This is a genomic window from Caloramator proteoclasticus DSM 10124 (assembly GCF_900129265.1).
GTDB lineage: Bacteria > Bacillota > Clostridia > Clostridiales > Caloramatoraceae > Thermobrachium > Thermobrachium proteoclasticum.
In genome coordinates, this window is the sequence record NZ_FQVG01000060.1 from 1 (window position 1) to 15,356 (window position 15,356).

The 15,356-nt window shown below is 30.9% G+C and carries 15 protein-coding genes; 13 read left to right on the plus strand and 2 right to left on the minus strand.

Translation table 11 applies throughout. The features are described 5' to 3' along the window. Nucleotides 1–409 precede the first annotated feature (409 nt). From BUB63_RS11340 to coaD, 7 genes are all read left to right on the plus strand, one after another. Nucleotides 410–760, plus strand: coding sequence for an Asp23/Gls24 family envelope stress response protein (locus BUB63_RS11340; RefSeq protein ID WP_027307424.1), 351 nt, complete (start codon nt 410–412; stop codon nt 758–760). A gap of 57 nt (nt 761–817) precedes the next feature. Continuing rightward, nucleotides 818–2,419 (plus strand): DAK2 domain-containing protein, encoded by a 1,602-nt coding sequence (locus BUB63_RS11345; RefSeq protein ID WP_143290282.1) that lies wholly within the window; start codon nt 818–820, stop codon nt 2,417–2,419. 61 nt (nt 2,420–2,480) lie between these two features. Beyond that, a complete protein-coding gene (gene recG, locus BUB63_RS11350; protein ID WP_073249871.1) occupies nt 2,481–4,535 on the plus strand; it encodes an ATP-dependent DNA helicase RecG in 2,055 nt (684 codons plus the stop codon). 100 nt (nt 4,536–4,635) lie between these two features. Continuing rightward, nucleotides 4,636–4,833, plus strand: a complete 198-nt coding sequence (locus BUB63_RS11355; RefSeq protein WP_035165585.1) for an alpha/beta-type small acid-soluble spore protein — start codon at nt 4,636–4,638, stop codon at nt 4,831–4,833. Between the two features lie 223 nt (nt 4,834–5,056). Then, on the plus strand, nt 5,057–6,421 hold the full coding sequence (gene gdhA / locus BUB63_RS11360) for an NADP-specific glutamate dehydrogenase (protein WP_073249873.1): 1,365 nt from the start codon (nt 5,057–5,059) through the stop codon (nt 6,419–6,421). Nucleotides 6,422–6,528: 107 nt separating this feature from the next. Continuing rightward, on the plus strand, nt 6,529–7,083 hold the full coding sequence (gene rsmD, locus BUB63_RS11365; protein WP_073249875.1) for a 16S rRNA (guanine(966)-N(2))-methyltransferase RsmD: 555 nt from the start codon (nt 6,529–6,531) through the stop codon (nt 7,081–7,083). 1 nt (nt 7,084) lies between these two features. After that, nucleotides 7,085–7,576, plus strand: coding sequence for a pantetheine-phosphate adenylyltransferase (gene coaD / locus BUB63_RS11370; RefSeq protein WP_027307430.1), 492 nt, complete (start codon nt 7,085–7,087; stop codon nt 7,574–7,576). Here coaD and BUB63_RS11375 read toward each other — a convergent pair. Then, nucleotides 7,566–8,705: a hypothetical protein gene (locus tag BUB63_RS11375; RefSeq protein WP_073249877.1), complete on the minus strand. Its 1,140-nt coding sequence runs from the start codon at nt 8,703–8,705 to the stop codon at nt 7,566–7,568. The two genes, coaD and BUB63_RS11375, sit on opposite strands and share 11 nt — an antisense overlap. Before the next feature lie 53 nt (nt 8,706–8,758). On the opposite strand from BUB63_RS11375, the gene BUB63_RS11380 reads away from it, so the two are divergent. Continuing rightward, on the plus strand, nt 8,759–9,547 hold the full coding sequence (locus tag BUB63_RS11380) for a patatin-like phospholipase family protein (RefSeq protein ID WP_073249879.1): 789 nt from the start codon (nt 8,759–8,761) through the stop codon (nt 9,545–9,547). Here BUB63_RS11380 and BUB63_RS11385 read toward each other — a convergent pair. Beyond that, complete coding sequence (locus BUB63_RS11385) at nt 9,528–10,751, minus strand: nucleotidyltransferase (protein WP_073249881.1); 1,224 nt, start codon at nt 10,749–10,751, stop codon at nt 9,528–9,530. The two genes, BUB63_RS11380 and BUB63_RS11385, sit on opposite strands and share 20 nt — an antisense overlap. A 115-nt stretch (nt 10,752–10,866) precedes the next feature. Between BUB63_RS11385 and pta the strand changes: the two genes are divergently transcribed. The 5 genes from pta (at nt 10,867) to plsX (ending at nt 15,062) form a co-directional block, all read left to right on the plus strand. Continuing rightward, nucleotides 10,867–11,871, plus strand: coding sequence for a phosphate acetyltransferase (gene pta, locus BUB63_RS11390; protein WP_073249883.1), 1,005 nt, complete (start codon nt 10,867–10,869; stop codon nt 11,869–11,871). Between the two features lie 22 nt (nt 11,872–11,893). Then, the gene (locus BUB63_RS11395) at nt 11,894–13,093 is read left to right on the plus strand and encodes an acetate/propionate family kinase (RefSeq protein WP_027307435.1); all 1,200 of its coding nucleotides are present in this window, start codon (nt 11,894–11,896) and stop codon (nt 13,091–13,093) included. Nucleotides 13,094–13,208: 115 nt separating this feature from the next. Further along, nucleotides 13,209–13,700, plus strand: a complete 492-nt coding sequence (locus BUB63_RS11400; RefSeq protein ID WP_073249885.1) for a YceD family protein — start codon at nt 13,209–13,211, stop codon at nt 13,698–13,700. Nucleotides 13,701–13,712: 12 nt separating this feature from the next. Next, nucleotides 13,713–13,889, plus strand: coding sequence for a 50S ribosomal protein L32 (rpmF, locus tag BUB63_RS11405; protein WP_027307437.1), 177 nt, complete (start codon nt 13,713–13,715; stop codon nt 13,887–13,889). Between the two features lie 174 nt (nt 13,890–14,063). Continuing rightward, nucleotides 14,064–15,062: a phosphate acyltransferase PlsX gene (gene plsX, locus BUB63_RS11410; RefSeq protein ID WP_027307438.1), complete on the plus strand. Its 999-nt coding sequence runs from the start codon at nt 14,064–14,066 to the stop codon at nt 15,060–15,062. Nucleotides 15,063–15,356 lie beyond the last annotated feature (294 nt).

Here is a 15,356-nt window from a genome sequence, read left to right on the forward strand (position 1 = left end):
TTCATGATAATAGCCTTTAACTTAACCCAATTATACTTTTTTAGAAACATTCGAGGATTCAGAGAAAAAAGGCTTTTGCAGATAAATATAATAGAAGATTTGAAAGATGAAATGTTGATAATTATGAATTGGATTAATCCAATTTTTAACACCGCATAGTCGATAATAAAATTGGAAATACAGCTTTTCATTATGATGGGGAGGGGGAAGGTGTATCTATATACATGGCCTACGGCCTTTTTCCCTTCCAAAATTTCAATAAAATAGAAAAAATCTAATTTCCTATAAAGAAAAAAGCTTTACTGGAAATTAGATGCGAAATCTCTGTTTTTATATTATATATCTTGAATAAAAAATGTATTTAATATACAATTAATAAATAGAATAAGAAGTTTTGGGAGGTTTAAAAATGGCTGTTAAAGTAAATAATGAATTTGGTTTTATAGAATACTCTGATGAAGTTTTAGCAAACATAGCTGGTGCAGCTACAATGGAGTGTTATGGAGTTGTTGGAATGGCATCAAAGAGAGCAAGTGATGGATTTTGGGAATTACTAAAAAGAGAAAATCTAAGTAAAGGTGTTAAAATAATATCTGAAGACGATGGAATTATAGTTAATCTTTACATCATAGTTGAATATGGAACAAAGATATCAGTAATTGCTGATAACATAATGCAAAAGGTTAAGTATACAATTGAAGCTTTAACAGGAATAGATGTAAAAAAGATCACTGTAAATATTCAAGGAATAAGAGTGTAATGTTAGGAGGTACTGACTTTGAAGATTAATGTTATTGATGGACATAGCTTAAAAAATATGATTATAAATGGTGCATATGAGCTTGAAAGAAACAAAGAAATGGTTAATGCACTTAACGTTTTCCCTGTTCCAGATGGTGATACTGGAACTAATATGTCAGCTACTATGATGTCAGCAGTAACAGAACTTAATAAGGTTACAAATGAGAATATAAAGGCAGTTGTTGATGCAGCTTCTATGGGAACATTAATGGGGGCAAGAGGTAACTCCGGTGTTATTTTGTCACAGCTTATAAGGGGATTTGCTAAATTTTTAAAGGATAAAGAAAAAGTATCTACTAAGGATTTTGCACTTGCTTTAAAGGAGGGAGTAGCAACTGCCTATAAGGCAGTTATGAAACCAACTGAAGGTACCATATTAACAGTATCAAGAGAATCAGCAGATAAAGCAATTGAAATTGCAAAGCATACGTCAGACTTTGAAGAATTTTTAACTCAAGTTTGTAAGGCAGCAGAGCAATCTTTAAATAAAACTCCAGAAATACTACCTGTATTAAAACAGGCAAATGTTGTTGATGCAGGTGGTATGGGACTTTTAGTAATTTATAAAGGAATGTTAAAATACATAATAGAGGGTAAAGTTGAAGAGATTAAAAAGGACTTTGAAACAAAGAAAGAAGAAAAAGTTATTGTTCAAGATGTATTTAATACAGAGGATATTAAGTTTGCCTATTGTACAGAGTTCTTTATTAAAACAAAGGGAGCAGACCCTGATAAATTTAAGAATAAGATAGAGCATCTTGGAGATTCAATGGTTGTAGTTGGTACAGAAGAATTAATAAAGGTACACATCCATACTAATAATCCTGGAATTGTTCTTGAAGAGGCATTAAAAGTTGGAGAACTTATGAAGATAAAAATAGATAATATGAAGGAACAACATAGACATATTGTGGATGAAGAAGAAAAGATAGAAGTAAAAAGTGAAGCTAAGCAGGAAGAGAAGGAATATGGAATTGTAACTGTTGCAATGGGGGAGGGGATAACAAACATATTTAAGGATTTAGGAGCTGATTTTGTAATTGAAGGCGGCCAAACAATGAATCCAAGTACACAGGATATTTTATCAGCAATTAATAGTATTAATGCTAAAAACATTTTTGTTTTACCTAACAATAGTAATATAATATTAGCTGCTGAGCAGGCAAGAGATCTATCAAACAAAAATGTTTATGTTGTACCAACTAAGAGCATACCTCAAGGAGTTACTGCACTTGTATCCTTTGACTATGATGCAAGTCCAGATGAAAACTTTGAAGCATTGTGTGAAGTTATAAAAACTGTAAAAACAGGTCAAGTAACATTTGCTGTTAGAGATACCGTATTTAATGATGTAGAAGTTAAAGAGGGTAATAAGATTGCAATTGCCAATGGCAAATTAATAGAAGCTTCTGAAGACCTTGAAGAAATTACATTAAAGTTAATAGATACATTGGTAGATGAGAATAGCCAATTGATAACAGTGTTCTATGGTAATGGAATAACTGAAGAAGATGCAGAGGTTTTACAAGGTAAATTAGAAGAAAAGTATAAGAATTTAGATGTTACTATATATTATGGTGGACAACCACTTTATTATTATTTAATATCTGTAGAATAATTATTATAAACGCCATGGATTAAAAGTTCATGGCGTTTAAAAATAAAAAGGACGTGACAATATGGATATAAGATACTTAAAGGGTGTTGGAGAAAAAAATGCACATTATTTAAATTTGCTTGGAATTAAAACAGTTGAAGATGCTATTTATTATTTTCCAAGAGATTATGAGGACAGACAAAGTATAAAAAAAATTAAGGATTTAAAGGATGGGGAAATAGCAACCTTGATAGTTGAGGTTGCTCTAATTAATGGTACAAAAAAAACACAGTCTGGGAAAAGACTTACTTCTGTTGTTTTTAAAGATGATACAGGATATATTACAGGTATATGGTTTAATCAACCTTATATGAAGAAAACGTTTAAAGTTGGCGAAAAAGTATTACTTTATGGAAAAATAAATAGAAGATATGCAGAACTACAGATAGTAGATCCTAAGTATGAAAAAAACTATCAGGAAAGTTTAGAAGTTGGTGAAAATATTTTACCTCTATATCCATTAAATAAATATATGACTCAAAAGAATTTAAGAAAAATTATAAAAAATGCTTTAGATAAAAAAGAAGATGTAGTTCAGGAGATATTACCTCAAAAGCTTTTAAGAGATTATAAACTATTAGATATTTATACAGCTATAGAAAACATACATTTCCCTGAGAGTAAATATATGTTAGATAAAAGTATTTATAGGTTGAAGTTTGAAGAACTTTTTATATTACAACTTGGATTACAATATTTTAAAAAAAGTATAAGCTCAGACTTAACTGCATATCCTATACAATTATCGGATAAATTAAAGGATTTAAAGGAGGCTCTGCCCTTTGAACTTACTAATGCACAATCAAGAGCAGTTAGAGAAATTTTACTTGATATGAAGAAGAACAAACCTATGAATAGATTAGTTCAGGGTGATGTAGGTTCAGGTAAAACTGTTATTGCAGCAATTGCAATGTTTAATTGTGCAATGGCAGGATATCAAGCGGCTATGCTGGCACCTACTGAAATTTTAGCAGAACAGCACTATCATTCTGTTAAATCTCTTTTAGATAGATTTGGATTAAATATAGAACTGATAACGGGAAGTACCTCTAAAAAACAAAAGGAAAAAATATTAGAAGCCCTTTTAAATGGGGAAATTGATATAATTATAGGCACACATGCACTACTACAAGAAAATGTTGAATTTAAAAACTTGGCATTGGTTGTTACAGATGAGCAGCATAGATTTGGTGTAAGACAAAGGTCATCACTTATTTCAAAGGGACATAATCCCCACGTTTTGGTTATGACTGCAACACCTATACCAAGAACTCTTGCTCTCTTTTTATATGGTGATATGGATATATCTATAATAAATGAACTTCCAAAGGGAAGGCAGAAGATAGATACTTACTTTGTTAGAAGCACAATGAGGGAGAGAGTATATAATTTTATAAAAAAAGAGGTAGAGGAAGGTAAGCAAGCATATATTGTGTGTCCATTAGTTGAGGAATCTGAAAAGATAGAAGCAATTTCTGCAGAGGAGGCATACGAATATCTTGTAAATAATATATTTAATGGAAATACAAATATGGCGGCTATATTGCACGGAAAAATGTCAAATGAAGAAAAAGAATTCATAATGCAAAATTATAAAGATGGGAAAATAAAGGTTTTAGTGTCCACTACTGTTGTAGAAGTAGGAGTTAATGTTCCTAATGCAACTGTTATGGTAGTAGAGAATGCCGAGAGATTTGGACTTGCACAGCTACATCAATTAAGAGGAAGGGTTGGAAGAGGTAATTTAAAGTCCTACTGCATATTAATATCCGATGCGACTAATAAAGAATCAATTGAGAGATTGAACATTATGACTAAAACAAATGATGGATTTGTTATATCAGAAAAGGATTTAGAATTAAGAGGAACAGGGGAGCTTTTTGGTTTAAGACAACATGGTTTGCCGGATTTAAAGATAGCAGATATTTTAAAAGATATTGAGATTTTAAAAACTACAAAGGATTTAGCTAAAAAAATAATCGAAGAAAATATAATTGATAATGAAGAATTTATACCTTTAAAAAATAAAATAAATTTTCTATTTAAAGAAAAAATTGATACAGCTACGTTTAACTAACAAAAATAGCACCTCCGTTAATAGTCATCTCTAATTACCAGAGTAAAAAACTCAAAATGGGTTAAATTAATAATAGAAAACAAACAGGAGGTGCATTAAAATGAAAAACAGAACAATAGTACCTGAAGCTAAGGCAGCATTACAACAGTTTAAGTATGAGGTTGCAAATGAAATAGGAGTTCAAGTTCCAACATCAGGATATTGGGGAAATATGACATCAAGAGATTGTGGTTCAGTAGGTGGCTACATGGTTAAGAAGATGGTAGAAGCTTACGAAAGAAACTTAGCAGGTAAATAACAATACAAAAGAAAAGGGGCCTTTTAATAAGGTCCCTTTTCTTTTGTATGTAACAACGAAATTATTAACAAAAATTAAAATAATTCAAAAAATAAAGAAAAACGTAATTAAAAGAATATGAATTTAAAAAATAATGAAAAAATCATTTTTTTTGACTTGATAAAATGAAGGAAATAATGCATAATATTATTAGAAGATTGCGAAAGCAAGAGGGGGTATTTAAATGGTTAAAGTAAAAATGTCACCTGCTGACTATGTAGCACATGTAATTGAAAATGTAAAGAAGAGAAATCCTCATGAGCCTGAATTTTTACAAGCAGTTGAAGAAGTTCTTCCTTCACTAATACCTGTTTTGGAAAAACACCCAGAATATATTGAAGAAAACCTATTAGAAAGATTTTGTGAACCAGAAAGACAAATAATGTTTAAAGTGCCATGGGTTGATGACCAAGGAAATCTACATGTAAATAGAGGATTTAGAGTTCAATTTAATGGTGCAATTGGACCATATAAGGGAGGATTAAGATTCCATCCATCAGTTACATTAAGTGTAATTAAATTCTTAGGATTTGAGCAAATATTAAAGAATTCATTAACAGGTCTACCAATAGGCGGTGGAAAAGGTGGTTCAGATTTTGACCCAAGAGGAAAATCTGATGCTGAAATAATGAGATTCTGTCAAAGCTTTATGACAGAGCTATACAGACATATAGGACCAGACGTTGATGTTCCTGCAGGAGATATTGGAGTTGGTGCAAGAGAAATAGGTTATTTATATGGCCATTATAGAAGAATTAGAGGTGCCTTTGAAAATGGTGTATTAACAGGAAAAGGACTATCATATGGCGGTAGCTTAATAAGACCAGAAGCAACAGGATATGGAGTTACATATTTCTGTCAAGAAATGCTAAAACACGATGGAGAAACATTTGAAGGTAAGACAGTTGCTGTTTCAGGATTTGGTAATGTTGCATGGGGTGCTTGTAAGAAGGTTGCTGATTTGGGTGGTAAGGTTGTTACTCTATCAGGACCAGACGGATATATATACGATCCAGATGGAGTTGTAGGAGAAAAGATTGATTATCTATTAGAAATGAGAAACTCAGGAAGAGATAGAGTACAAGATTATGCTGATAAGTTTGGAGTTCAATTCTTCCCAGGAGAAAAACCATGGGGTGTAAAGGTTGATATAGTAATGCCTTGTGCAACTCAAAACGATATACATTTAGAACATGCTAAGCAAATTGTTGCTAATGGTGTTAAGTATGTTTGTGAAGGTGCTAATATGCCTTGTACAAATGAAGCTATACAATATTTCTTAGAAAATGGAGTAGTTGTTGGACCAGCAAAGGCTGCTAATGCAGGTGGTGTTGCAACATCAGCACTTGAAATGTCACAAAACAGCATGAGAATGTCTTGGACAGCTGAAGAAGTAGACCAAAAATTACACCAAATAATGGTAAATATATATAACAATGTTGTTAAGGCATCAGAAGACTATGGATTTGGATATAATCTTGTAGCAGGTGCAAATATTGCTGGATTTATAAAGGTTGCAGATGCAATGCATGCACAAGGAAACTATTAATAAAAAAGAACCCTTCGGGGTTCTTTTTTATTGCCTCAATGGTTTGCATTTTACTTTTTTGCAATATGTGTTAAAATATTTAAAGGCTTATACAAGGAGGGCATTATATGAGGATAATAACAGGTATTGCAAGAGGAAGGATTATTAAAGCACCAGATGGATTAAATACAAGACCTACATCAGATAGAGTAAAGGAATCAATGTTTAATATATTAGATTATCATTATAGCTATGAAAATGTACTTGATTTGTTTGCAGGTAGTGGAAATTTAGGATTAGAGGCAATAAGTAGAGGGGCTAAAAAGTGCATTTTTATTGAACAAAACAAAGAAGCCTATAATTATTTAGTTGATAATATAAAAAATCTTAAGTTTGAAGATTATTGCCAACACTATAGACAGGATGCCTTTGCGGCGGTAGAGATTTTAGCAAAACGCGGTGAGAAATTTGATTTGATATTCTTAGATCCCCCATATAGTAAGGGATTAGTAGAAAAGTCTATTAAGTCCATTTACGAAAAGGGTTTATTAGATGATAATGGTGTTATTGTATCTGAACAGGATGTAAATGATGTCCTACCAGATATAATTGGCAATATTAAAAAAGTAAGGGTAGAAAAATACGGACGAACTGCGATAGCCTTTTGGAGTAAGGAGGAATAAAATGTCAAAGGTAGTTGTATATCCAGGCAGCTTTGATCCTATCACAAATGGGCATCTTGATATAATACAAAGGGCATCTAAAATTTTTGATAGGGTAATAGTTGCTGTATTAGAAAATCCAGAGAAAAAAAACCCTCTGTTTAATGTAAATGAGAGGGTTGAATTAATAAAGAGAGTTACAAAAGATTTAGAAAATGTGGAAGTCGAAAGTTTCAAAGGTCTATTAATAGATTTTATGAGAAAAAAGGAATCAAAAATAATAATAAAAGGTCTTCGTGCTGTTTCTGATTTTGAATACGAGTTTCAAATGGCTCTTATGAATAATAAATTAGATGAAAACATTGAAACATTGTTTATGATGACAAGCAGCCAATATTCCTATTTAAGCTCATCCTCAGTTAAACAGGTAGCAATGTATGGTGGATGCTTAAAGGGATTAGTTCCAGATGAAATTATAGATGATATAAAGGAAAAATTTACAGTCAGTCGGTAGTTTTTTTATTACATAAATAGTAAAAAGTATTTAAAATTAAAATGAGAATTAATAATGAAATAGCTGAATATACAAACAAATGATTTATATTAATTTGGTAATTAAATTTAATTGTATTAATATTTGTTATTTTACATATAAAATAGCAAACTATTGAAGATAATATGCCGTGATTAATTTTTGACAGTATATATTTTTTAAAACTAACATTACAACCATAAAGAACGCCCTTTACTTGATAAAGTATTGAAATTCCACTAAAGGATAAAATAAAGCTGATTACCAACAGTTTATTAGAAATACTTGATGAAACTATAAGTTTACAGCCGTTAGATATTTCAAAAAGTGATTTAATGAAAATCGAAAGGCTAAAACTATTAACATTAAATAATTTTGATAATATAACAGATATTATATTAAAAAAACTAATTGTATCCAACAGGTTAATTATTACTGAAAAAAATATAATATATCCAGATATAAATCCCATAGTTATTAGGGAGTTTTTGATTGAATTGTTTAAATTTAAAATAGTATTTTTATGTTCATATATATAATCCCTTTTTTCTCTTTTAGAGAACAGATTACATATAATGCCGTTCAATACAGAAGCTATTATATGAGATGCATATAAAATATATCCTAATAGATTACTCTTTAACATACCAGCACCTACGGCACCTATTATAAACAAAGGGCCTGATGTGCTGCTAAAGGTAAGTATTCTTTCCCCTTCTTTAGGGGATATTTTTTTTGCCTCAATAAGCTCTTTAACTACCTTTGCTCCTGCAGGATAGCCTGAAAAAATGCTAATTATAAAGGCATATGCACCATATCCTGATGTTTTAAATATGCTATTTATAGGCTTATTGAAAATAATAGCAATGTTTTCTGCAATTCCAACTGACATAAGTAAATCATTTATAATGAAAAATGGAAAAAGAGAAGGGAAGACTGTATACAAAAATAAATTTAATCCATCCTTTGCAGAATTTAAAGATACATTTGGGTTTAAGATTATTAAAATTAAAATTACAAAAATCATTAATTTTAATCCTGCATTATTATATTTTTTTATAAATAATAATATAAATGATAGTGCAATTAGTATAAAAAATATTTTTTCCATAGCCACCTCAGAACTCTTTTTTATTTAATATTTATGATTGGCGGGGATGGTATATGTATAAAAATCTAAAAATAGGATTAGCATTAGGTTCTGGAGCATCAAGGGGACTTGCACATATTGGAGTAATAGAAGTATTAGAAAAATACGGAATAATAGCAGACGCGGTATCAGGAAGCAGTATAGGTTCAGTGATTGGTGCATTATATTGTAGTGGTTTTGATTTTAAATATGCAGCATCTCTTTGTAAAAACCTTAATAAAAAGACCTATATTGATGTATCAGTACCAAGATTAGGTTTTATAAAAGGTGAAAGAATATGCGAAATAATGAAATTATTAACTAAGGATAAGGAATTTAAGGACTTAAATAAAAAATTTTTTGTTGTTGCTACTGATTTAAAAAGTAAAAGACTTGTTGTATTCGAAGAGGGGAAAATTTATGAAGCAATTAGAGCAAGTATATCTATACCCGGTGTTTTTATTCCGGTTTATAAGGATAATATGCTTTTGGTGGATGGAGGTGTATTAGAAAGAGTCCCGGCTAAAATATTGAAAAATTATGGTGTTGACTATGTAATAGGTGTAGATGTTGGATTTAATCTAAAGACATCAAATTGCAAAAGTATATTTCACGTTCTTTATGAATCCATAGATTTAATGGAGAAGGAATTATTTGAACTTAAAAAGCAGGAGGCAGATAAGCTTATAAGGGTTGATATTGACGATGTAGATCCTATTGGTTTTGAACATGCAGAGGAGACTATAGAAAAGGGAAGACAGGCAGCTATAAATGAAATAGAGGGGTTAATAAAGGAATTAGATTTTATAGCTGCCAGTAGATAGGGCTTGTTTTTAAATCACCTTTAGATAGTTTTTTATTGCCCTTTAGTGCAAGTGCATAGATGTCAGATGAATCAATATCTAATTTTAATAATTCATAATCATCCCTTTTAGGGTTTGATATTATTGGAATAGAAGATTGCTTTTTCATCATTTTGATAAGTTCACGACCTTTATTATTAAAACCTAAAATTCTTATGTATTCAGGTCTTCTATTTACTTTATAAAGTATATCGTTTGTATGGTTTAATAATATATTTATTAGTATACGTTGAATTCTTGTTTGTGTATATCTCTTAGACTTTACATATTCTATAAGCTTAAATATGTCATATGTATTTTCTGCAGCCTGTTTTAGTTTAAATTCTAATCCCTCTGATACATCTATTATATTTTTAAGTTCATTTGGTGATTTTGTTCTTATTAAATAATAAATTAAGTCCTCGAAGCTTTTTAAGCTTATGGGGGCATTATTATTTTTTATTTCTTCTTTAATTATTTTGTAGCAGAATTCAGGCATAGAATTTAAAACTTCTTGATTGTTTATATTTTTTCTTATAGAGGTTGCACTGGATATATTTCCTGTTAAGTTCTCTTGATTATATTTATTTACGACTCTTTTTATTGTAAAGGGCTTTAAATTTGAGTTTAATTTCAAGATTGACTTTATATATTCGATTCCCAGTATATTATTTGAGTTTTTTAGTATATTTTCTACATTAATATCATTTACATTTAACAAATTGTGATATATTATATAATTGTTGAGACTTTTTAACCTGGCAGAAGGAAATGATATCCCTAATTTAAGGTAATCTTTTAAATATTGTTTATATTCATAGGGTTCATAGACTAAAACTTCTGCAATTTTATAGAGTAGAGATATATCTCCACATTCACTACCAAAACATACGTTATTAACGATTTTAGTTGAATCTAAGGTTGCTATAGCACCAAAGGCAAAGCCTTCTGCACTTGATTTTGAGTATATTACAGGAAGTTCTATTACTAAATCTACACCAGCATATAGGGCCATCTTTGTTCTTGACCATTTATCAACAAAGGCAGGCTCGCCACGCTGTACAAAAGAACCACTCATAACGGCAATTAGTGCATCGCACTTTGTTATTTCCTTTGTTTTATTTATATGATAAATATGACCATTATGTAGTGGATTGTATTCTACAATTATTCCTGTAACATTCATTAATAATACCTCCTAATAATATGATATCTATATTATATTTATAAAAAGATTATTTGTCACGCATTGATAAATAGTTTTACAATGCGTAATAATATAAAAAGAAAGGGGTATGATTATGTCAATAATGCAAACTATATGGGAAAAAGCAAGACAAGACAAGAAAAGAATAGTTTTACCAGAAGGAAATGAAAAAAGAACTGTAAAGGCTGCTGAAATAATTAAAAGAGAAGGTCTAGCTGAGGTTGTTTTAATAGGTAAAAGAGAAGAAATTGAAGCAACAGCAAAGGAAGTTGGAGCAAACATAGAGGGTGTAGAAATAATTGACCCAGTTTCATCAGAAAAATTTGATACATATGCAGAAAAATTTTATGAATTAAGAAAGAGTAAGGGAGTAACAATAGAACAAGCAAGAGAGATAATTAAGGATGAAATATACTTTGGTACAATGATGGTAAAGATGAAGGATGCAGATGGTCTTGTTTCAGGTGCTATTCACTCAACAGGGGACCTTTTAAGACCAGCTCTTCAAATAATAAAGACAGCACCAGGTATGTCAATAGTTTCAAGCTGCTTTGTTATGGAAATACCAAACAAGCAATATGGTGAAGATGGATTGATGTTATTTGCAGATTGTGCTGTTAATCCAAATCCAACAGCAGAGGAACTTGCTTCAATTGCAATAGCTACAGCAAACACTGGAAAAGTATTGTGTGGAATTGAACCAAGAATTGCTATGTTATCCTTCTCAACTAAGGGGAGTGCAAAGCATGAACTTGTAGATAAGGTTGTTAAGGCTACTGAAATAGCAAAGGAAAAGGCACCACACTTAATGATAGATGGAGAATTACAATTAGATGCTGCAATAGTACCAAAGGTTGCTGAATTAAAGGCTCCAAATAGTACAGTTGCAGGTAAAGCTAATGTTTTAGTATTCCCTGATTTACAAGCTGGTAATATAGGATATAAGCTTGTTCAAAGATTAGCTAATGCTGAAGCAATAGGACCAATATGCCAAGGATTTGCTGCACCTGTAAATGACTTATCAAGAGGATGCAGCATTGAAGATATAGTAAATGTTGTTGCTATAACAGCAGTTCAAGCACAAGGAATCAATCTATAAAATAAGGAAAGGGGATAAACTAATGAAGGTATTAGTAATCAACTGTGGAAGTTCATCTTTAAAGTATCAATTAATTAATATGGAAAATGAAAAGGTAATGGCAAAGGGCCTTGTTGAAAGAATAGGTATAGAAGGCTCACAACTTAAGCATCAACCAGAAGGAATGGATAAAATTGTTGTTGAAAAGCCAATGAAGGATCATAAGGATGCTATTAAGGTAGTTCTTGATGCTCTTTTAGATGAAAACTATGGTGTAATTAAAGATATGAATGAAATTTCAGCTGTAGGTCATAGAGTAGTTCATGGTGGTGAAAAATATTCAGGATCAGTTCTAATTACAGAGGATGTTATGAAGGTTCTTGAAGAATGTACACACCTTGCACCATTACATAACCCACCAAACATTATAGGAATTAATGCATGTAAGGATTTAATGCCACAAACTCCAATGGTTGCTGTTTTTGATACTGCATTCCATCAAACAATGCCAAAGCATGCATATATGTATGCACTACCATATGAATTATATGAAAAGCATGGAATAAGAAGATATGGATTCCATGGAACATCCCACAAGTATGTATCAAAGGTTGCAGCAGAACAAGTTGGTAAGGATATTAAGGACTTAAAGATAATTACTTGTCACTTAGGAAATGGTGCAAGCGTTGCGGCAATAGATGGTGGAAAATCAGTTGATACAAGTATGGGATTCACTCCACTTGAAGGTCTTGCAATGGGAACAAGATGTGGAGATATTGACCCAGCTATAGTAACTTTCCTACAAAAGGAAGAAAATTTAAGCTATGAAGAAGTAAACAATATAATGAATAAAAAATCAGGTGTACTTGGAATTTCAGGTGTAAGCAGTGACTTTAGAGATATTGAAAACGCAGCTTTTGATGGAAATGAAAGAGCTCAATTAGCACTTGATGTATTCCACTATAAAGTAAAAAAATATATAGGTGCTTATACTGCAGCTATGGGCGGACTTGATGTATTAGTATTTACTGCTGGACTTGGCGAAAATTCACCAGAAACAAGATTTGAAGTATGCAAGAATATGGAATATCTTGGAATTAAAGTTGATGCAGAAAAGAATAAGGTAAGAGGAAAGATACAAGAAATTTCAACAGAAGATTCAAGGGTTAAGGTGTTTGTAATACCAACTAACGAAGAATTAATGATAGCTCGTGATACTGTTGAAATAGTAAGAGGATTATAATAAAATTATGGGAAGAAAAATAAACATATTTTTCTTCCCATATCATAATTTAAGCCTTGACTTTTCAAAATACAGCTTATATAATTAATTGTGGCACTTTGATTGAGGTGAGTTTATGAAGATTGATGTACAGGATTTACTTACAGGTAAATCTGAAAGTAAAATAGTTAGTGAAGATTTCAATCTAAAAACATTGGATTTTAATAACAATGAGTATTCATTTGAAGGGCCTATACATATAGAAGGTACTTTAAATAAAAATGAGGATGGTATTTTTTTTAAAGGTAACATTTTTGCTAAGGTTAAAACTGTTTGCTCAAGGTGCCTTGATGAAGTGGTTAAGGATTTAAATATTGATTTTGAAGAAGAGTTTAACAAGTCACAGGATGAATTAGGTTATACAATCAATGACAACAAAATTGATATAACAAAATTAATAGAGGATAATATATTTCTAAATGTACCTTTAAAAACTCTTTGTAGTGAATCCTGTAAAGGATTGTGCCCAGTTTGTGGCACAAATTTAAATAAATCAACTTGTAGTTGTGATACACAAATTATTGATCCACGACTAGAAAAATTAAAAAATTTTTTTAACCGAGATTAAGGAGGTGTAACTATGGGTAATCCAGCCAGAAGACATTCAAAGTCAAGAAGAGATATGAGAAGAGCACAAACTTGGAAATTAGCTATGCCAGGAATGGTTGAGTGCCCACAATGCCATGAAATGAAACTTGCACATAGAGTGTGTGGAAATTGTGGTTACTACAAAAATAGAGTAGTTGTTGAGAAATAAGAAAGTCTCTTGTAGACTTTCTTTTTTTATATAAAAAATTTGTTCCAAATAAAATTATTTCATTGCTTTATTATTAGACTATGTTAAAATAAAAATTTTAGTAATTTTTACAACTATCTTGAATTAATTTGAAAAAATAGTATACTAAAAATTAACAAAGTAAGGAGGGATACAATGAGAGTTGTAATAGATGCAATGGGTGGAGATAATGCTCCACAGGAGATAGTAAAGGGTGCAGTTGAAGCTGCAAAGGAATTTAATTTAGATATTATTTTAGTAGGTAGAGAAGAGGAAGTAAAAAATGAAATAAAAAAGTATGATACTACTGGATTAAATATTGAAATTGTTAATGCTACAGATATTATTGAGAATAACGAATCACCAACTATGGCTATAAGAAGGAAAAAAGATTCATCATTAGTTATTGCCTTTAAATTATTAAAGGAAGGAAAAGCTGACGCACTTATATCTGCTGGAAGTACAGGTGCTATTTTAGCAGGAGGTATATTCCTATTAGGAAGGATAAAAGGAATCGATAGAGCTGCTTTGACTCCGGTATTGCCAGGTAAAAATGGCCCATTTGTAATTGTTGATGCTGGAGCAAACGCAGATTGTAAACCTAACAATTTACTACAATTTGCTATGATGGGAGAAGTGTATGTAAATAAGGTTTTGGGAATTAATACTCCAAAGATAGCACTTGCAAATATAGGTTCAGAGGAAGAAAAGGGTAATGAATTGACAAAACAAAGCTTTGAACTTATAAAAAATAGAATAAATGGATTTGTAGGTAATATAGAAGGAAGAGATATACCAAATGGCGATGTTCAAGTTGTTGTGTGCGATGGATTTACAGGAAATATGATTTTAAAGGTATATGAAGGAGTAGCAGGTACCATATTTGAAATTTTGAAAAAGGAAATAATGTCAACTTTAAGAAGTAAGATAGGAGGACTTCTTTTAAAACCTGTATTTAAAAATTTTAAAAGGAAATTTGACTATACAGAATATGGAGGGGCGATACTGCTTGGTGTTGATGGTCTGGTTATAAAGGCCCATGGAAGCTCAAATGCAAAGGCCTTTAAAAACGCAATAAGACAGGCTAAAGCTGCCTATGATGGCGGAATACTTGATGATATAAAGGAAGAGTTACTTAAGATAAATATTGAATAAGAAATACAATCTATTCATAATATAAATAAGACAGAAGTTTCGCAGATTAAAAAATAAATAGGGCGTAGCCCCTTGATATGTAATGGTTTAGATGAATAATAATTGAAATATGTAAATTCCGATTTTTACTGGAAAAAATTTAGGGTTTAAAAATGAAAACATCCTTTCTATAATGAATTTTGCTACAAACCCAATAGAAAGGATGTTTTGAGATGAACAAGCGTTATTTAAAACAAATGCTCACCTACTTCTCTAAGGTATACCATCTTGGAGAAAAAATCAAGGGGTTAAAAG